20 protein-coding genes are annotated in these 16382 nt (G+C 68.3%); 14 read left to right on the forward strand and 6 right to left on the reverse strand.

Annotated elements, in window-relative coordinates; translation table 11 throughout:
• On the forward strand, nt 1–501 hold the full coding sequence (locus tag AB8M46_RS10805) for a DNA topology modulation protein FlaR (RefSeq protein ID WP_394360202.1): 501 nt from the start codon (nt 1–3) through the stop codon (nt 499–501).
• Between the two features lie 44 nt (nt 502–545).
• Nucleotides 546–1028 (forward strand): FxsA family protein, encoded by a 483-nt coding sequence (locus AB8M46_RS10810; RefSeq protein WP_394360203.1) that lies wholly within the window; start codon nt 546–548, stop codon nt 1026–1028.
• Nucleotides 1029–1037: 9 nt separating this feature from the next.
• Here the strand turns inward: AB8M46_RS10810 and AB8M46_RS10815 are convergent, their stop codons facing one another.
• Together AB8M46_RS10815 and AB8M46_RS10820 are read right to left on the reverse strand one after the other, a co-directional pair.
• Nucleotides 1038–1628, reverse strand: a complete 591-nt coding sequence (locus AB8M46_RS10815) for an SCP2 sterol-binding domain-containing protein (protein ID WP_394360881.1) — start codon at nt 1626–1628, stop codon at nt 1038–1040.
• 86 nt (nt 1629–1714) lie between these two features.
• Complete coding sequence (locus tag AB8M46_RS10820) at nt 1715–2350, reverse strand: SCP2 sterol-binding domain-containing protein (RefSeq protein WP_125732966.1); 636 nt, start codon at nt 2348–2350, stop codon at nt 1715–1717.
• A 128-nt stretch (nt 2351–2478) separates the two neighbouring features.
• Here AB8M46_RS10820 and AB8M46_RS10825 point away from each other — a divergent pair, with 128 nt between their 5' ends.
• Nucleotides 2479–3144 (forward strand): TetR/AcrR family transcriptional regulator, encoded by a 666-nt coding sequence (locus AB8M46_RS10825; protein ID WP_007032385.1) that lies wholly within the window; start codon nt 2479–2481, stop codon nt 3142–3144.
• On the opposite strand, the gene AB8M46_RS10830 is transcribed toward AB8M46_RS10825, so the two are convergent.
• Together AB8M46_RS10830 and AB8M46_RS10835 are read right to left on the reverse strand one after the other, a co-directional pair.
• The gene (locus tag AB8M46_RS10830) at nt 3127–3972 is read right to left on the reverse strand and encodes a MaoC family dehydratase (RefSeq protein ID WP_378423136.1); all 846 of its coding nucleotides are present in this window, start codon (nt 3970–3972) and stop codon (nt 3127–3129) included. The two genes, AB8M46_RS10825 and AB8M46_RS10830, sit on opposite strands and share 18 nt — an antisense overlap.
• 2 nt (nt 3973–3974) lie before the next feature.
• Complete coding sequence (locus AB8M46_RS10835; protein WP_394360204.1) at nt 3975–5309, reverse strand: 3-oxoacyl-ACP reductase; 1335 nt, start codon at nt 5307–5309, stop codon at nt 3975–3977.
• 92 nt (nt 5310–5401) lie between these two features.
• Here AB8M46_RS10835 and AB8M46_RS10840 point away from each other — a divergent pair, with 92 nt between their 5' ends.
• From AB8M46_RS10840 to AB8M46_RS10855, 4 genes are all read left to right on the forward strand, one after another.
• Nucleotides 5402–6691: an acetyl-CoA C-acetyltransferase gene (locus AB8M46_RS10840; RefSeq protein WP_378423140.1), complete on the forward strand. Its 1290-nt coding sequence runs from the start codon at nt 5402–5404 to the stop codon at nt 6689–6691.
• A gap of 67 nt (nt 6692–6758) precedes the next feature.
• A complete protein-coding gene (locus AB8M46_RS10845) occupies nt 6759–7712 on the forward strand; it encodes a daunorubicin resistance protein DrrA family ABC transporter ATP-binding protein (RefSeq protein ID WP_037334320.1) in 954 nt (317 codons plus the stop codon).
• Complete coding sequence (locus AB8M46_RS10850; RefSeq protein WP_037334316.1) at nt 7709–8512, forward strand: ABC transporter permease; 804 nt, start codon at nt 7709–7711, stop codon at nt 8510–8512. Before AB8M46_RS10845 ends, AB8M46_RS10850 begins: the two co-directional genes overlap by 4 nt.
• 99 nt (nt 8513–8611) lie before the next feature.
• Nucleotides 8612–8983, forward strand: a complete 372-nt coding sequence (locus AB8M46_RS10855; protein ID WP_081975715.1) for a YciI family protein — start codon at nt 8612–8614, stop codon at nt 8981–8983.
• Between the two features lie 60 nt (nt 8984–9043).
• Here AB8M46_RS10855 and AB8M46_RS10860 read toward each other — a convergent pair whose 3' ends face one another.
• Together AB8M46_RS10860 and AB8M46_RS10865 are read right to left on the reverse strand one after the other, a co-directional pair.
• The gene (locus AB8M46_RS10860) at nt 9044–9550 is read right to left on the reverse strand and encodes a DoxX family protein (RefSeq protein ID WP_037334313.1); all 507 of its coding nucleotides are present in this window, start codon (nt 9548–9550) and stop codon (nt 9044–9046) included.
• Between the two features lie 131 nt (nt 9551–9681).
• Nucleotides 9682–10713 carry a glycerophosphodiester phosphodiesterase family protein gene (locus AB8M46_RS10865; protein ID WP_394360205.1) on the reverse strand — a complete coding sequence of 344 codons (1032 nt, stop codon included), beginning with the start codon at nt 10711–10713 and terminating at the stop codon, nt 9682–9684.
• A 71-nt stretch (nt 10714–10784) separates the two neighbouring features.
• Between AB8M46_RS10865 and AB8M46_RS10870 the strand changes: the two genes are divergently transcribed.
• From AB8M46_RS10870 to AB8M46_RS10900, 7 genes are all read left to right on the forward strand, one after another.
• Nucleotides 10785–11546, forward strand: a complete 762-nt coding sequence (locus AB8M46_RS10870; RefSeq protein WP_125732963.1) for a MerR family transcriptional regulator — start codon at nt 10785–10787, stop codon at nt 11544–11546.
• A 112-nt stretch (nt 11547–11658) separates the two neighbouring features.
• A complete protein-coding gene (locus tag AB8M46_RS10875; protein ID WP_007032375.1) occupies nt 11659–12849 on the forward strand; it encodes an ATP-binding protein in 1191 nt (396 codons plus the stop codon).
• 256 nt (nt 12850–13105) lie between these two features.
• Complete coding sequence (locus tag AB8M46_RS10880) at nt 13106–13255, forward strand: hypothetical protein (RefSeq protein ID WP_007032374.1); 150 nt, start codon at nt 13106–13108, stop codon at nt 13253–13255.
• A 234-nt stretch (nt 13256–13489) separates the two neighbouring features.
• Nucleotides 13490–14413 (forward strand): helix-turn-helix domain-containing GNAT family N-acetyltransferase, encoded by a 924-nt coding sequence (locus tag AB8M46_RS10885; RefSeq protein WP_125732962.1) that lies wholly within the window; start codon nt 13490–13492, stop codon nt 14411–14413.
• A 1-nt stretch (nt 14414) separates the two neighbouring features.
• Nucleotides 14415–14690 carry a hypothetical protein gene (locus AB8M46_RS10890; RefSeq protein ID WP_037334305.1) on the forward strand — a complete coding sequence of 92 codons (276 nt, stop codon included), beginning with the start codon at nt 14415–14417 and terminating at the stop codon, nt 14688–14690.
• Nucleotides 14691–14746: 56 nt separating this feature from the next.
• On the forward strand, nt 14747–15103 hold the full coding sequence (locus tag AB8M46_RS10895; protein ID WP_037334303.1) for a YciI family protein: 357 nt from the start codon (nt 14747–14749) through the stop codon (nt 15101–15103).
• Between the two features lie 7 nt (nt 15104–15110).
• On the forward strand, nt 15111–16325 hold the full coding sequence (locus tag AB8M46_RS10900; protein ID WP_394360206.1) for an RNA polymerase sigma factor: 1215 nt from the start codon (nt 15111–15113) through the stop codon (nt 16323–16325).
• Nucleotides 16326–16382 lie beyond the last annotated feature (57 nt).

Below are 16382 nucleotides of genomic sequence, written 5' to 3' on the forward strand. Positions count from 1 at the left end.
GTGCGACGGATCATGGTCGTCGGCTGCAGCGGCGCCGGGAAGTCGACGTTTTCGCGACGACTCGGCGCCGCGCTCGGCTTGCCGGTCATCCACCTCGACCGGCTCTACTGGCGGCCGGGGTGGACACCGGCGCCGGACGCCGAGTTCCACGCCGCGCAACAGGAGGTCATCGCGTCCGACGCCTGGGTGATCGACGGGAACTACGGAGCGTCGATGCATCTCCGCCTGCCGAGGGCGGACACGATCGTGTTCCTCGACTACCCGCGCCGCATCTGCCTCCGGCGGGTGCTGGTGCGGAGCCTGCGCGAATACGGCCGGGACAACCAGGCGCCCGGCTGCCCCGAAAGACTGGATCCGGAGTTCTATTCCTACGTCTGGCGCTGGCCGAAGCACCACCGGGAACGGACGGTGCGACGACTGGCGGAGCAAGGCGCGCACGCACGGCGGATCGTGCTGACCACACCACGTGAGGCGGAGGAGTTCCTTCGCCGGATCGGCTGACCGGGGGTCGGGAGCAAAACGGGCAAGCCGTACGTTGTCCAGGTATGGCTGTCGCGTTCCTGCTCTATGTCGTCGCCGAGATCGCCGCCGTGTGGGCGGTGGGCTCGGCCATTGGCGTGCTCGGCACGATCGCGCTGCTCTTCGCCGGCGCGTTCGTCGGATCCTGGCTCGCGCGCCGCGAAGGCGGCCGCGCCTTCCGGGCGTTCGCCGAATCCGCGCGGCTCGGCCGTCCCGCCGACGCGGAGAAGGAACTCACCGACGGGATGCTGATCGGGCTCGGCGGTCTGCTGATCCTGCTGCCCGGTTTCGTCAGCGACGTCATCGGCCTGCTGTTCATCCTGCCGCCGACGCGGAGTGTCGCGCGCAAGGTGTGGCAGAAGCGGATGCAGCGCCGGGCGGTCAAGTTCGCGAACCGCGCCCGCGGGCCGGTGATGGTCGTGGACAGTGAGGTCGTCGTGGACACGCCGCCCGCGGAGGCCGCCAAGAAGCAGCCGCCGGTGATCGAGGGCCGCATCGTCGAGGGCTGAAGGACGCTTTCAGCCCACGCTCGGCTTCGGGATGTCGAAGTACCCGCTGAACCGCACGGCCGGCGCGTACTCGCCCTTCACCTTCACCTTGCCCGTCACGAACATCGCCGCCACCGCCGCGTTGCCGGTCGCCATCCGGATGAAGTCGTCGACGGAAAGGGTGATGGTGGTGTCCGGAGTGCGCGCGAGATCCGTGCTCGAAACGCAGACGCCGTCTTCGATGACCGTTTGAAAACGATCGAAACCGTCTTCTCCGTCACCATCGGTGAAACGCCATGCGACGACGAAGTCGACATGCCGCGCGCGTTCGGGAACGAAATGGTCCGACATTCTGCGGAAAATCTCGTCGAGGAACGCCGAACGCAGTTCCGGGTGGTCGGCGATCGCCTTGAGCTGCTCCCTCGACGCCCGTTGCACGACGTCGACGAGCACCTCGGTCTCCAACGAGCTCAGCTCGATGCCCGCACCGGTTTCGCCCAGCATGTGCAGGGTTTCCAGCACCTGGGTGAACTGCTCTGGGCTCAGTTTGGCGAGTTCGAGCCTCTCCGCGAACGCGTTGACGACGTGCTCGCCACCGGTGCGCGTCTTGTGCGTCCTCAACGGACGGGAAAGGCGTACCTTGTCCCGCCAGCGCCGGTTCGGGGAATTTCGGGGCACGGCACGGAAGTGTATCTGCTCGGCCGGGTTCAGGACGGTTTCGGAAGGTCGAAGAAACCGATGAGACCGGCCGCGAACGCCAGGTCACCTTTTACTTTGATCTTTCCGGTGACGAATAGCACAGCGGGCGTCGCCTGATGGGTGATGAGCCGGAAGAAGTCGACGGGCGCGATCGTGATCGTCACCCTCGGCTTCTCCTTCATGCCGCGGCTGACCGTGCACTCACCGTGCGAAATCACCGTCTCATAGCGGTCGTAACCGCCGTCGCCGGTGCCACCGGACAGCCGCCAGTGGACGACGGCGTGCAGTGTCTTCGCGCGGTCCTGCCGGATGTGCGCGCCCATGCGGTCGAAGATCTCGCGCAGCACGCGCTCCCGGAGCGGCCGTTCGGCGACGACGCTCTCGAGTTGCGTGCGCGAGGCACGGGCGACGAGGTTCGCGAACCGGGCCGGGTCCACCTTGCGGAGGTCGAACGCGGGCGCGGACTCGGCGAGCCGCCCCAGCGCGGTGAGCAGCCGCCGGACGTCGTCCTTGCCGAGGTCCTTCGGGTCGATGGCGCCCGCGACCTCGTTGACGTCGAGAGAGTGCGCTTCGGCCGAGTCCGGCTCGATCCGTTCCAGCGCGTCGACCAGCGCGCGGCCGGTCAGCCCCACGATCTCGGTCATCTTCCCTCCAGTTCCACCTACCAAGGCGTAAGGCTACCCGCCAGTAGGTAGGCGGGCAAGCGTGCCGAAATCACCCATGCCGGTGGCAGCCCGGTAGCGTCTTACGCGAGCTAATGGGAGGTCATGAGTTGTCCGAGGAAGTGCCGCGTCCCGCCGAACGCGCCAAAAGGCTGCCGAGAGCGGTGCGGGAACGCCAGATCCTGGACGCAGCGGTCTCGGTGTTCTCGCGCTACGGCTATCACTCCGCGTCGATGGACGAGATCTCCGAGGTCGCCGGCGTGTCCAAGCCGATGATCTACACCTACCTCGGCTCCAAGGAAGACCTCTTCGGCGCGTGCATCCGCCGCGAAGCCACCCGCCTGCTGGAGGCGGTGCAGGACGGGATCAAACCCGATCTGCCTCCCGACATGCAGCTTTGGCACGGTCTGCGCGCGTTCTACCGCTTCGTCGCCGACTATCGCGAGTCCTGGACGGTGCTGCACCGCCAGGCCATGACCGTCGGCGGCGCCTTCGCCGCGGAGATCACCGACATGCGCACCCGCGCGATCGAGCTGGTCGCCGCGCTGGTCGTCTCCGCGGGCACCCGCAAGGGCCTCGGCGAGCAGGCCGAGTTCTCCGGCGCCGGGCTGTCCGCCGCGCTGGTCGGGGCGGCCGAGTCGCTGGCCGACTGGGCGCTCGACCACCCCGATGTCTCCGACGGCGTACTCGCCTCGTGGCTGATGAACCTGGTCTGGCTCGGGTTCAACGACCTGGTCGAGGGCGAGATCTGGAAGCCGTCAGAGAGCGACGACTGAGCCCTCCAGGTGCGGCTTCGGTTTGCGCGCGTTCCACAGCTCGAACGCCCAGCCATCGCCTTCGCTCCAGGTGGTGAAAGCGGCCTTGGCGGGCAGCAGGACCGGCTGCTTGAACTTGACGTCGACGGCGAAGGCCTCCGGAAGCCTGCCTTCGAACGCCGCGAGCGCGTGCGCCTTCGTCCACATGCCGTGCGCGATCGCGGACGGGAACCCGAACGCCTTCGCGGTGATCGGGTGCAGGTGGATCGGGTTGCGGTCGCCGGAGACCTCGGCGTAGCGGCGGCCGATGTCGCCGGGCACGTGCCAGATCGCGGTGGGCGAGGGCTGTGAGAGCTGGCCGCGCGAAGTCTTCTCGCCGCTGCCACCGCCGCGGCGCAGGTACGTGCTGACGTCCGTCCACACTGGACTGTCGTTGACGAGCAGCTCGCTGATCACGTCGAACTGCTTGCCCTTCTCGTGCGGGCGCAGATCCTCGGCGCGCACGCGCAGGGTGAACGACTCGTCGAGCCGCAGCTGCCGGTGCTGGGTGATCCGGTTGGCGACGTGCACCATGCCCAGCAACGGGAAGGGAAAGTCGTCCTCGGTCATCAGCGCCATCTGCAGCGGGAACGCGAGGATGTGCGGATACGTCGCCGGGAGCACGTCGTCCAGCCGGAATCCGCACACCTGGTTGTACGCGGCGAGATGGGCCGGGTCGACGACGACACCCTCGCGGACGAACTCGGTCGACGGCAGCGCGTTCCCGCCGCTTTTGCGCAGCGAACCGAGCAACGCCTTGGGATACAACGAAGACAGGCTCGGCGACTCGTGGAGTTCCTTGACCGCCATGTTCACGCCCCCAGCAGTGCCTGGCCGCAGACGCGGACCACGTTGCCGTTGACCGCGGCCGAAGCCGGGTTCGCGTACCAGGCGATCGTCTCGGCGACGTCGACCGGCAGCCCGCCCTGGCCGAGGCTGGACAGCCGCCGCCCGGCCTCGCGGATGAACAGCGGGACGGCGGCGGTCATCTTGGTCTCGATGAAGCCGGGCGCGACGGCGTTGATCGTGCCGCCGTACTCGGCGAGCTTCGGCGCGCCGACGTTCACCATGCCGATGACGCCCGCCTTGCTGGTGGCGTAGTTGGTCTGGCCGACGTTGCCCGCGATGCCGGCGATCGAGGAGACGCCGATGATACGGCCGTTCTCGCGCAGCACCTTGTCCGTGAGCAGCTTCTCGTTCACCGCGAGCTGCGACGCGAGGTTGACGGAGATGACCGAGTCCCAGCCGCCTTCGGTCATGTTGCCCAGCGTCTTGTCGCGGGTGATGCCCGCGTTGTGCACGACGATGTCGACGCCGCCGTGGCGGGTGACGAGGTACTCGGCGAGCTTCTCGGGAGCGTCGGCGGCGGTGATGTCGAGCTGCAGCGCCGAGCCGCCGACCTTGTTGGCCACCTTCGACAGGTCCGCGCCCTGCGCGGGGATGTCGAGCGCGACGACGTGGGCGCCGTCGCGTCCCAGCACCTCGGCGATGGCGGCGCCGATACCGCGGGAAGCGCCGGTGACCAGGGCGACCTTGCCGTCCAGCGGCTTCGCCCAGTCGGCGGGCGCGGAGGCGGTCTTGGTCTCGGTTCCGACGCGGATGACCTGGGCGTCGACGAAGGCGGACTTCGACGAGAGCAGGAAGCGGAGCGTGGACTCAGTAGCCTCTTCGGCTCCTTCGGCGACGTACACGAGCTGAGCGGTCGCGCCGCGCTTCAGTTCCTTACCGACGGAACGGACGAAGCCTTCGAGCGCGCGCTGGGCGATCCGCTCGTTGCCTTCGGCCAGCTCCGGCGGCGTCCCGAGGACGACGACGCGGCCCGACGGCCCGACGCTCCGGATCACCGGGTGGAAGAAGTTGTAGACCTCGCGAAGCTGCTTCGGGTCCTTCACGCCTGTCGCGTCGAAGACGAGCGCGGCGTGCCTGTCCGTCGCGGCGGCGATGACCTCGATCCCCGCGCGGTGCAGCTGCGCCTCGATCACCTTTTCGAGGCGACCGCCCGGCGCGGCACCCAGAAGTGCGGGACCCTCGAGAGCGGGCTGGCCGGGCTTGTACCGGCGGAGCGTCGCGGGGTTCGGCAGGCCGAGCTTCGGCACCACGAATTTCCCCACGGGGGATTTCGTGAACTGCTGGTACCTGTCAGCCATTACGTGCCTCCCGTGCAGTTTGCGTCACGTCGCATTCTAACCTACTCGCTAGTAGGTTACAGTGTGAGAGAGCCTACGGAGGAGTGGAAAAAATGGCCACGAAAAGGACGGCACCCGTGCGCAAGGTCGCGATCATCGGCGGCAACCGGATCCCCTTCGCCCGCTCGAACGGTCCGTACGCGAAAGCGTCGAACCAGGACATGTTCACGGCCGCCCTCGACGGCCTGGTCAGCCGCTTCTCCCTGCAGGACGAGGTGATCGGCGAGGTCGCCGCCGGCGCGGTGCTCAAGCACGCCCGCGACTTCAACCTCGCCCGCGAAAGCGTCCTCGGCAGCAGGCTGAACCCCGCCACCCCGGCCTCCGACGTGCAGATGGCGTGCGGCACCGGCCTGCAGGCCATCATCAACGTCGCCAACAAGATCGCCCTCGGCCAGATCGACTCGGCCATCGCGGGCGGCGTCGACACCACGTCCGACGCGCCGCTGGCGGTCAACGACGACCTGCGCCAGATCCTCGTGCAGCTGAACGCCGCGAAGACGCTCCCCGAACGGCTGAAGCTGGCCGCGAAGCTGCGCCCCGGCCACATCGTCCCCGAGATCCCGCGCAACTCCGAGCCGCGCACCGGCCTGTCCATGGGCGAGCACGCCGCGCTGACCGCGAAGGTCTGGGAGATCACGCGCGAGGCGCAGGACGAGCTCGCCGCCACCAGCCACCAGCGTCTCGGCGCCGCGTACGACAAGGGCTTCTTCGACGACCTGGTCACGCCGTACCTCAAGCTGGCCCGCGACCAGAACCTGCGGCCGGATTCCAGCGTCGAGAAGCTCGCGAAGCTGAAGCCCGCCTTCGGTGGTCCTGACGGCACGATGACCGCGGGCAACTCGACGCCGCTGTCCGACGGTGCGTCGACCGTCCTGCTCGCGACCGAGCAGTGGGCGAAGGCGCGGAAGCTGCCGGTGCTGGCGTACCTGACGTTCTCGCAGACCGCGGCCGTCGACTACGTCCACGGCGACGAGGGCCTCCTCATGGCGCCCGCGTACGCCGTCCCGCAGATGCTCACGCGTGCCGGACTCACTCTGCAGGACTTCGACTTCTACGAGATCCACGAGGCCTTCGCCTCGCAGGTGCTCGCCACCCTCAAGGCGTGGGAGGACCCGCAGTTCGCGAAGTCGAAGCTGGGTCTCGACGAACCGCTCGGCTCCATCGATCGGGCGAAGCTGAACGTGAACGGCTCGTCGCTCGCGGCCGGGCACCCGTTCGCCGCGACCGGCGGCCGCATCGTCGCCACCCTCGCGAAACTGTTGAGCGAGAAGGGATCCGGCCGCGGACTCATCTCGATCTGCGCCGCGGGCGGCCAGGGCGTCACCGCGATCCTCGAAAAGTAGCGTTCGCCCGCAGCGGATCGGGAAAAACCCGGGTGTCTTTGTCGGTGCCCGGGTCTAGCGTGTGCGCATGTTCGCAGTTCAGGCGAAAGCGCTGGTCAAGACCTACGGTTCCACCCGCGCGCTCGACGGGGTCGATCTGTCGATCCCGACGGGCAAGGTGCTGGGGCTGCTGGGGCCGAACGGCGCCGGCAAGACGACGACGGTCCGCATCCTGACCACCCTGCTCCGCCCGGATTCGGGCGAGGCGGAGGTGGCCGGGCACGACGTGCTGGCCCAGCCCGACGCCGTCCGGCGGTCGATCGGGCTGTCCGGGCAGTACGCCGCCGTGGACGAGAACCTCACCGGCTTCGAGAACCTGTACATGGTCGGCAGGCTGTACGGGAGCAAGAAGGCGGCGGCGAAGTCCAGGGCGCGCGAGCTGCTCGCCCGGTTCCGGTTGGAGGACGCGGCGGATCGGCCCGCCAAGACGTACTCCGGTGGCATGCGGCGGCGGCTCGACCTCGCGGGCGCGCTGGTCGCCGAGCCGACCGTGGTGATCCTCGACGAACCGACCACCGGGCTCGATCCGCGCGGCCGGATCGACACCTGGGAGGTCATCAAGGAGCTCGTCGCCGACGGCACCACCGTGCTGCTGACCACGCAGTACCTGGAGGAGGCCGATCAGCTCGCCGACTCGATCGTCGTGATCGACAAGGGGAAGGTCATCGCGCGCGGCACCGCCGACGAGCTGAAGCAGGAGATCGGCGGTGAACGGCTGGAGCTCGTCGTGGCGGACACGAGCGACCTCGCCATGACCGCACAGGTGCTCACCGAGGTCGGGTCGGGCACGCCGTCGGTCGACGAGCACACCCGCAAGGTCGACGTCCTGGTCGAGGGCGGGCCGAAGGCACTGATCGAGGCACTGCGGCGGCTCGACGGCCACGGCGTCGCCGTCCAGGACGTCGCGCTGCACCGGCCGACGCTCGACGACGTCTTCCTTTCGCTGACAGGGCACGCCACGGACGAGGGGGAAAAGAAGTGAGCGCGGTCGCGAAGGCCTTTTCCGACGGTGGTGTGATCACCTGGCGGAACCTGAAGAACGTCCAGCGCAACCCGGACTGGCTGATGGCGGCGACGCTGCAGCCGATCATGTTCGTGCTGCTGTTCGCGTACGTCTTCGGGGACGCGATCGGCGGCGAGGCGGGCGGGCTCGCGTACCGGGAGTTCCTGATCGCCGGCATCTTCGCGCAGACGGTCGCGTTCAACTCGGCGTTCACCGTGATCGGGTTCGCGAACGACCTGCAGAAGGGCATCATCGACAGGTTCCGTTCGCTGCCGATCTCGCGGCTGGCGGTGATCTTCGGCCGGACGACGTCCGACCTGGTGATCAGCGTGGTCGCGCTGGTCGTCATGTCGCTGTGCGGGCTGCTGGTCGGCTGGCGGATCCGCGGCAGCTTCCTCGACGCCGTGCTCGGCTACCTGGTGATGCTGATGTTCGCCTGGGCGCTGTCCTGGGTCGGCGCCTGGATCGGGCTGGTCGCGCGCAGTGTCGAGGTGGCGCAGAGCGCCGGGCTGATGTGGATGTTCCCGTTGAGCTTCATCTCGACGGCGTTCGTCCCGGCGGACAAGTTGCCGGGCGTGCTGAAGGCCATCGCCGACTGGAACCCGTTCACCGCCGTGATCAACTCGGCCCGTGACCTGTTCGGGAACCGCTTCGGCGCGCCCCCGACGGGCTGGCCCGCCGAGCACGCGTCGCTGTACGCGATCCTGTGCTGCATCGCCATCATCGCGATCTTCGCGCCGCTGGCGACGGCCCAGTACAAGAAGGTCGCGAGCCGGTAGAAAAACTTCTGTGCACAAATGTCGAACCGCCGTCGAGCCGCTCGACGCGTCGGTGAAGGCGGGGTAGAAACAGCCCCGCCAAGACACTGAGGAGCGACGATGCGGTTTCTGATGATGCACCGGCTGGACGAGAGCGCCCCGGAGGCCTGGAACCCCAGCAAGGAGTTCATCGAGAAGATGGGCGCCTTCATCGAGGACTCGTTCGAGAAGGGCATCCTCATCACGGCGGAGGGCGTGCACCCCTCCGAGCGGGGCGCGAAGGTCCGCAAGGTGCGCGGCGGCAAGATCACCGCGACCGACGGCCCGTTCACCGAGGCCAAGGAGGTCATTGGCGGGTTCGCGCTGATCAACGCGAAGGACCTGGCGGAGGCCGTCTCGTTCGCCGAGTCCTACGCCGCGCTGTTCGACGAGATCGAGGTCGAGGTCCGCACCGTCGTCGAGGCAGAGGACATCGAGGCCTTCACCTCATGACCCCACGCATTTAGTCCTCTGGATGCGCTTTTCCGCATCCAGAGGACTAAACGCGGGTCGTCACTTCGTGATGGCCTTCTCGGCCTTCTTCGCCAGCTTCTCGGCGCGCTTCTCCGTTTTGGCCGCGGCACGCTTGGCGCGCCAGCCGAGCGACGGCTTGCCCGCGGTGTCGGCGGCGGCCAGCAGCAGACCACCGGCGAGACCGGCGTTCTTGATGAACTGGATCTGCTGCTGCTGACGCTCGGCCGGTTCCTTGATCTCCCAGAACCGGTGCGCGGCCAACGTGGTCGGGACGAGGCTGCCGAGCAGCAGCATCGAGGCCAGGCGCGGCGCCTTGCCCGCGGCGAGCGCGACCCCGGCGCCGACCTTCACCGCGGCGTCGATCCGGACGAGGGTGGCGGGGTCGCGCGGCACCGATTCCGGCACCACGCCCTCCAGTTTGTCGAAGGACTCGGTGAGGAACGGCTCCACGGCTTTGGCGTGCCCCTGGGTGTCCTTCAGCGCACCGATCCCGCCGGAGATGAAGATCGCGGCGAGGAGCGGACGTGCGACGCGACGGAGAATCACGGTCGTAAACCTTTCTGGATCCGGACCCGGGAAACAAACCTATCCCCAGTCTTCCCGCCCGCCACCGCGCCGAACCGCGCTAACGGTGTATCCCGGAATATTTCTCTGACGCTAGACAGCGCTAGATCTCGCTAGCGAGCCCGATACGCCTTCGGCAGCTTGAAGCCGCGGTCGGCCGCGACCTGCCGCAGCCGGTCCGGATAGTCGGTGATGATGCCGTCGACGCCGTCGTCGATGAGCTTGTGCATGGTGGCCAGGTCGTCGATCGTCCAGGGCACGACCTTGATCCCCGCCCGGTGCGCCTCGGTGACCAGCGCCTTCGTGGTGAACGGCCGGTAGTCGGGGTCGCCGACCTTGCCGCCCTGTGGGTTGCCGTGCACCGGCGAAAGCGCGCTCGCGCCGAACGACTTCACCGCGCGGACGGGGCTGCCGCCGAAGTCGTCGATGTCGAGACCACCGAGCCAAGGCGACTTGCCCGGCTGCCCGACCTGCAGGAACTCGGGCTGGGTCAGCGCGACCGTCGGGATCCACGGCGCCACTTCGCGAAGCCGCATCAACGCGCCCCAGTCGAAGCTCTGGACGGTGACGTTCCGCGCGAACCCGCCACGCAGGATCTCCCGCACCACCCGCTGGACGAACTGCTCACGCGGCGCCGTCTCGTGCGGCGCGGCGGCCTCGACCTTGGTCTCGATGTTGAACTCGATCCCCCAGGCGTGGTGGTCCCTGGCGAGCTGGAAGAGCTCGGCGAGTGTCGGCATCTTGGCGCCGGGGGACAGCGTCTGACCGGGGTGGGCGGGCTGCCGGATCGAGCCGCAATCGAGCGTGCGGACCTGCGCGAACGTCAGATCCTTCACGTACTTGCCGACGTACGGATACGCCGGGTCGCCAGGCGTCGCGGGCGCGGTGTCGCGGCACTTCGCGGGTGTCGTCTTGCGGTCGTGGGTGATGACCTCGCGACCGTCCTTGGTGATCTGGATGTCGAGTTCGAGCGTGGTCACCCCCAGCTCCATCGCCTTGCCGAAGGACGCGAGCGTGCTCTCGACCGTAAGGCCGAGCCCGCCGCGGTGAGCCTGGATGTCGAAGGCGCGACGCGGTTGCGCGTCGGCGACCCCGGCCGTCGTCAAGGTCAGCGCAGCGGCCATGACCAGCGCGAATGTCTTCATCCGTGAACCATGCCACGGTCGGGTGAACTTCGATTGACTTTGACGCAACGTCAACCTCTACCTTCGTGGACATGCCGAACGAGACGGAGTGGTCGATCCAGGACATCGCCCGCTCGGCCGGGACCACGAGCCGCACGCTGCGCCACTACGGCGACATCGGACTGCTCGAACCGAGCCGGGTGGGGAGCAACGGATACCGCTACTACGACCAGGACGCGCTGGTGCGGCTGCAGCGGATCCTGCTGCTTCGCGAACTCGGGCTGAGCCTGCCCGCGATCGGCGAAGTCCTCGAAGGGGAGCAGGACACGACGGCGGCGCTACGCACGCATCTGAAGTGGCTGGAGCAGGAGCGACAGCGGCTCGGACGGCAGATCGAATCGGTCAAAACGACCTTGAGGAAGACGGAGAGAGGTGAACAACTGATGGCAACGGAAGTGTTCGACGGCTTCGACCACACGAAGTACGAGAAGGAGGTCACCGAACGCTGGGGCGCCGACGCCTACAAGCAGGGTGACCGGTGGTGGAAGTCGCTGAGCGCCGAGGACAAGAAGGCGCACCAGCAGGAACAGAAGGACATCGCGGCCGCGTTCGGCGAGGCCCGCGCGCAGGGCCTGCCCGCCGACGGCGACGAGGCACAGGCGATCACGCGGCGGCTGTACGAATGGCTGCGGCCGGCGGTGCGAGCCGTGTCGAAGGGCTACTTCGCCGGTCTCGGGCAGCTGTACGTCGACGACCCGCGCTACGGGCAGTACGACGAGAAGTACGGCGCGGGCACCGCGGAATACATCCGTGACGCGATGACGATCTACGCGGAACGCAACCTGAGTGAGTAGGAACGAGGGACGGGGCTGCAGACCCGTCCACTCGGAGTAACCCGCCACGACACGCCTATCCCTCTATGGCGGAATATCGGGTCGACGCTAGAAACCCCGATAGCGTGTGAGAGTGGATCCCATCCGCAACCCCTTCGCCCCGGGTGCCGGTCAACGGCCACCCGAGCTGGCAGGTCGCGTCCGCGAGCTCCAGGCCTTCGAGGTCGTGCTCGAACGGGTCGCGCGGGGGAGACCGGAACGCAGCCTGATGCTGACCGGCCTGCGCGGCGTGGGGAAGACCGTATTGCTGGGCGAGCTGCGCTCGCGGGCCATCAAGCACGGCTGGGGCGCGGGCAAGATCGAGGCCCGCCCGGACACCGAACTGAGGCGGCCGCTCTCGGCCGCGCTGCACCGCGCGATCCGCGATCTCGCCGTGCGCCATCGCGCGCCGGACCGGGTCGAGCAGGTGCTCGGCGTGCTCAAGGCGTTCGCGCTGCGCGCCAACAAACCGGACGCGAAGCTGCGCGACCGCTGGCAACCGGGCATCGACGTGCCCGCCGCGCAGGGCCGCGCCGATTCCGGCGACATCGAGATCGACCTGGTCGAACTGTTCACCGAGGTCGCGGAGCTGGCGGCCGACGTCGGCACCGGGGTCGCACTGCTGATCGACGAGATCCAGGACCTGCTGCCGGAGGACGTTTCCGCGCTCTGCGCCGCCTGCCACGAACTTTCGCAGTCCGGGGCGCCGTTGGTCGTGGTCGGCGCGGGACTGCCGCATGTACCTGCCGTCCTGTCGGCGTCGAAGTCGTACTCGGAGCGCCTCTTCCGCTACGCGCGCATCGACAGGCTGGAGCGCGAAGACGCCGACCTCGCGGTGATGGCGCCGATCGAACGCGAGGACGCGGGCATCGAGCCGGAGGCGCTGGACGCCCTGTTCGACGCGTCCGGCGGCTATCCGTACTTCATCCAGGCCTACGGCAAGGCCGCCTGGGACGCCGCGCCCGCGGACCCCATCACCGTGAAGGACGTCCAGGTCGCCGCCCCGGAGGCCGAGTCCGAGCTCGCGGTCGGCTTCTTCGGCTCCCGCTACGAACGCGCGACACCCGCGGAACGCGAGTACCTGCTCGCGATGGCGGAGCTGACGCAGGGGCGGGACGAGTCCGCCGGGACCGCCGATGTGGCCGTCTACCTGGGGCGGAAGCCTTCGTCGCTGTCACCGGCGCGGGACAGCCTGATGAAGAAGGGGCTGGTGTACTCCGCCGAACGCGGGCACATCGCCTTCACCGTCCCGCACTTCGGCCACTACCTGCTCGGCCGGGACTAAGCCTCTCTCAAGCTTTATAGCCTCAGCTCTAGAAAACGGTAGAGACCCCTATCGTCGCTTCGTCGCGCCTTCCGGCGTTATCAAGAAGTGACCGGCGCCACCAAATCTCTCCGGTTTTACGCTCATGTTGCCGATGATTCATCGGCAGGTGTGCCAAGTCACCGGATAATCGTTGGCATCCTTGTGAAAAAGGGTGCATACTAGGAGCACAGCCACGAAGACGCAAGACCTACTCCCAAGGGGATGACAAAAACCGATGAACAACATCGCCGCCAAGCTCCGTGCCCGTCGCGCCGAGGCTCGCACTCGCCGGGCGCTGAACCGGGCGATCGACACCGCGGCCACCGCGACCGTTCGTCAGGAGCTCATCGCTATCTCCCAGGCGCGTCACACGCACATGCGCTGACCCGACAACAACCGTTGTAGGTGTCGCCCGTTCGAGTGACCTACGACACATAGTGCGTGAGGTGTAACGCCGCGGAACGCGGCGTCGATACCCACTACGACCCCGTGATGCTGGCGGACCCCCGACCTGGCAGCATCACGGGGTTTCCATATGTCCGGACCCCGAAAGATTCTTGCCTTCACCGCTTCGCGGAGTAACACTTGACCTCGTCAACGAATCTGTTGAGGTGGTCAAATGAATCGTTCCGCAGACCGGGTGGCGACCGTCCGGGCCTTCAACCGCCTGTACACCGGCGTGATCGGCGTCCTTGACGAAGGACCGGCCGACGCGGAGTACTCCCTGAGCGAAGCCAGGGTCATCTTCGAACTCGCGCAGCAGGACCAAACCCAGGTCACCGACCTGCGCAAACGTCTCGACCTCGACGCCGGGTACGCGAGCAGGCTGCTCGCGAGGCTCGAGGGGCGCGGCCTGCTCACCCGTGAACGCAGCGACGAGGACGCCCGCCGTCAGATCGTCCGGCTGACCGAGAACGGCCGCAAGGCCTTCGCCGTCCTCGACGAACGGTCGGTGGGCCGGATCGGCTCGCTGCTCGGCCGGTTCGGCGACGACGAACAGCAACGGCTGCTCGGCGCCATGGACACGATCACCTCGCTGGTCGGCGAGCGCGCCGCGGATCCCACGCTGGTCCTGCGCCCGCCCCGGCCGGGTGACTTCGGCTGGGTGGTCCACCGTCACGGCGCCCTCTACTCCCGCGAGTACGGCTGGGACGAACGCTTCGAAGCTCTCGTCGCCCGTGTCGTCGCGGAGTACGTCGACAGGCGCGGCGATCCACGTCAAGCGGGCTGGATCGCCGAACTCGACGGGGAGCGCGTCGGCAGCATCTTCTGCATGCCCGCCGAAGACGGCGTCACCGCGAAGCTGCGCATGTTGCTCCTCGAACCGGCCGCACGAGGACGGGGTGTCGGGAAACGCCTGGTCAGCGAGTGCGTCGAGTTCGCGAGGGCGTCCGGCTACCCGGCGATGGAGCTCTGGACGGTCTCACTGCTGGAGGCGGCGAGGGCGATCTACCAGAAGGCCGGCTTCCAGCTGGTGAGCGAAGAGACGATCACGGGCTTCGGTTACGAGCTGACCGGGCAGACCTGGCGGCTGGAGCTGTGACGTGTTCGTCGTCTACTGCCCCGTCTGCGATCGGCGGTCCGTGGTCGGGGTCGACTCGATCGATTTCGTCGACGACCTGACGCCGGGCATGATCTCCGTTTCCGGCCGCTGCCCGGACGGCCACTACGCCGTCCTGCTGACCGGGAAATCCTTCGCGCCCGACGAGCCCTGTGTGCGCGAAGTCCAGCACGTGTTGAAACGCCGTCGCCGCCGGACCAGGCTTGGTGCCTGGTTCGCGCGGCAACGTGAACTGCACGACCGGCTCTTCCGCTATTGATGTCGATTCCCCGGGGGCTCGTTCGTCTAGGGGCCATCGATTCCAAGGAGGACACCATGCCCCAGTACGTCGGTTTCCTGCGGTCCCAGTCGGATTCGCATGATCACCTCGGCCCCGACGAAGCACAACGCGTGCTCGAGAGCTACATCGCCTGGGCCGACGAACGCACGAAGGAGGGCCGTTTCGTCGTCGGCGGCGGGCTGTCGCGAGGCGGCCGGGTGCTGCGCGGCACGGGCGGCGAGGTCGGCGCGACCGACGGACCGCACACCGAAGCCACCGAGATCGTCGGCGGCTACCAGGTGATCGAGGCCGTGGATCTCGACCAGGCGGAGAAGATCTTCGCGACGCATCCGCATCTGAGGTTCGGGCCGATCGAGGTGCGCAAGGTCGGCGAACGCGGTTGTGAGGACTGACGCCGTCATGAGCCGCCCGGCCGGCGTGGTGGAGCATCTGTTCCGGCACAGCGCCGGGCGGATCGTCGCCACGCTGGCCAGGGCGCTCGGCCCCGAACGCCTGGACCTGGCCGAGGAGGCCGTCGCCGACGCGCTGGAGCAGGCGCTGCGGACCTGGCCGCAGACCGGCGTGCCGGACAATCCGCGCGGTTGGCTGTTCCGGGCGGCGAGGAACCGGGCGATGGACGTCGTCCGGCGCGAACAGACCTTGCGCGCGCTGCTGCCGCGGCTCGTGGAGCTGAACGGCCACGAAGCCGACCGGCGTACGGACGACGAGCTCGTGTTGATGCTGCTGTGCTGTCATCCCGCGCTGCCGACGGTCTCGCAGGTGGCGCTGACGTTGAAGACCGTCGGTGGGCTCGGGGTGAACGAGATCGCGGCGGCCCTGCTGACGAAACCGGCGACCGTGGCGCAGCGGCTCGTGCGGGCGAAGAAATGGCTGCGGGAATCGGGGAAGCCGCTCACCCTGCCGGGGCCGGACGCTCTGGAGTCCAGAGTGGACAGTGTGCTGGCCGTGCTCTACCTGCTGTTCAACGAGGGCTACGACGCGACGACCGGCGAGGTCGCGGTGCGCGGCGAACTGTGCGGCGAGGCGATCCGGCTGGGGCGGCTGCTGCTGGCCGAGCCGAAGACGGATCTGCCGAGGGTGCGGGCGCTGGTCGCGCTGATGCTGTTGCAGGGGAGCAGGCTGCCCGCGCGGGTGGACCGCGACGGTGACCTGCTGCTGCTCGACGAGCAGGACCGGGATCGCTGGGATCACGCGATGATCGCCGAGGGGACACGGCTGTTCGAGCGAGCGTGCACCGGGCCGGAGATGTCGGCGTATCACGTCGAAGCGGCGATCGCGCTGTGCCACAGCACGGCTTCGCCGCCGGATTGGCGCCGGATCGTCGGCCTGTACGACGACCTGCTGGCGCTGCGGCCGTCGCCGGTGGCGCGGCTGAATCGCGCGATCGCGCTTTCGATGGTGGACGGCGCGGCGGCCGGGATCGCCGAACTCGAAGCCGTCGAGGCCGATCTGCCGGACTACACGCTGCTGCCCGCCGTCCTCGGCGCGCTGTGGCTGCGCGCCGGCGACCCCGGGCGAGCCGCGGACCACTACCGGCGGGCGCTCGCGCTGCCCTGCTCGGAGCCGCGACGTCGCTTCCTCAACCGACGACTGGCGTCCTGCTCACCCGATTGACCAGGCTTTTTTCGCTTCCCCGCGCGTACCCCACCCCCCACCGCTCCCAGGGGGGCG

Origin of the sequence: Amycolatopsis sp. SB7-3 (assembly GCF_041021335.1) — a bacterium.
Taxonomy (GTDB): domain Bacteria; phylum Actinomycetota; class Actinomycetes; order Mycobacteriales; family Pseudonocardiaceae; genus Amycolatopsis; species Amycolatopsis japonica.

What these genes read in the sequence shown, in the direction of transcription:
- AB8M46_RS10880 (WP_007032374.1), top strand. Translation starts at nt 13,106, where the DNA reads ATGAACAACATCGCCGCCAAGCTCCGTGCCCGTCGCGCCGAGGCTCGC.
- AB8M46_RS10855 (WP_081975715.1), top strand. Translation starts at nt 8,612, where the DNA reads ATGCGGTTTCTGATGATGCACCGGCTGGACGAGAGCGCCCCGGAGGCC.
- AB8M46_RS10810 (WP_394360203.1), top strand. Translation starts at nt 546, where the DNA reads ATGGCTGTCGCGTTCCTGCTCTATGTCGTCGCCGAGATCGCCGCCGTG.
- AB8M46_RS10900 (WP_394360206.1), top strand. Translation starts at nt 15,111, where the DNA reads ATGAGCCGCCCGGCCGGCGTGGTGGAGCATCTGTTCCGGCACAGCGCC.
- AB8M46_RS10865 (WP_394360205.1), bottom strand. Translation starts at nt 10,713, where the DNA reads ATGAAGACATTCGCGCTGGTCATGGCCGCTGCGCTGACCTTGACGACG.
- AB8M46_RS10895 (WP_037334303.1), top strand. Translation starts at nt 14,747, where the DNA reads ATGCCCCAGTACGTCGGTTTCCTGCGGTCCCAGTCGGATTCGCATGAT.
- AB8M46_RS10830 (WP_378423136.1), bottom strand. Translation starts at nt 3,972, where the DNA reads ATGGCGGTCAAGGAACTCCACGAGTCGCCGAGCCTGTCTTCGTTGTAT.
- AB8M46_RS10840 (WP_378423140.1), top strand. Translation starts at nt 5,402, where the DNA reads ATGGCCACGAAAAGGACGGCACCCGTGCGCAAGGTCGCGATCATCGGC.
- AB8M46_RS10845 (WP_037334320.1), top strand. Translation starts at nt 6,759, where the DNA reads ATGTTCGCAGTTCAGGCGAAAGCGCTGGTCAAGACCTACGGTTCCACC.
- AB8M46_RS10820 (WP_125732966.1), bottom strand. Translation starts at nt 2,350, where the DNA reads ATGACCGAGATCGTGGGGCTGACCGGCCGCGCGCTGGTCGACGCGCTG.
- AB8M46_RS10885 (WP_125732962.1), top strand. Translation starts at nt 13,490, where the DNA reads ATGAATCGTTCCGCAGACCGGGTGGCGACCGTCCGGGCCTTCAACCGC.
- AB8M46_RS10835 (WP_394360204.1), bottom strand. Translation starts at nt 5,309, where the DNA reads ATGGCTGACAGGTACCAGCAGTTCACGAAATCCCCCGTGGGGAAATTC.
- AB8M46_RS10870 (WP_125732963.1), top strand. Translation starts at nt 10,785, where the DNA reads ATGCCGAACGAGACGGAGTGGTCGATCCAGGACATCGCCCGCTCGGCC.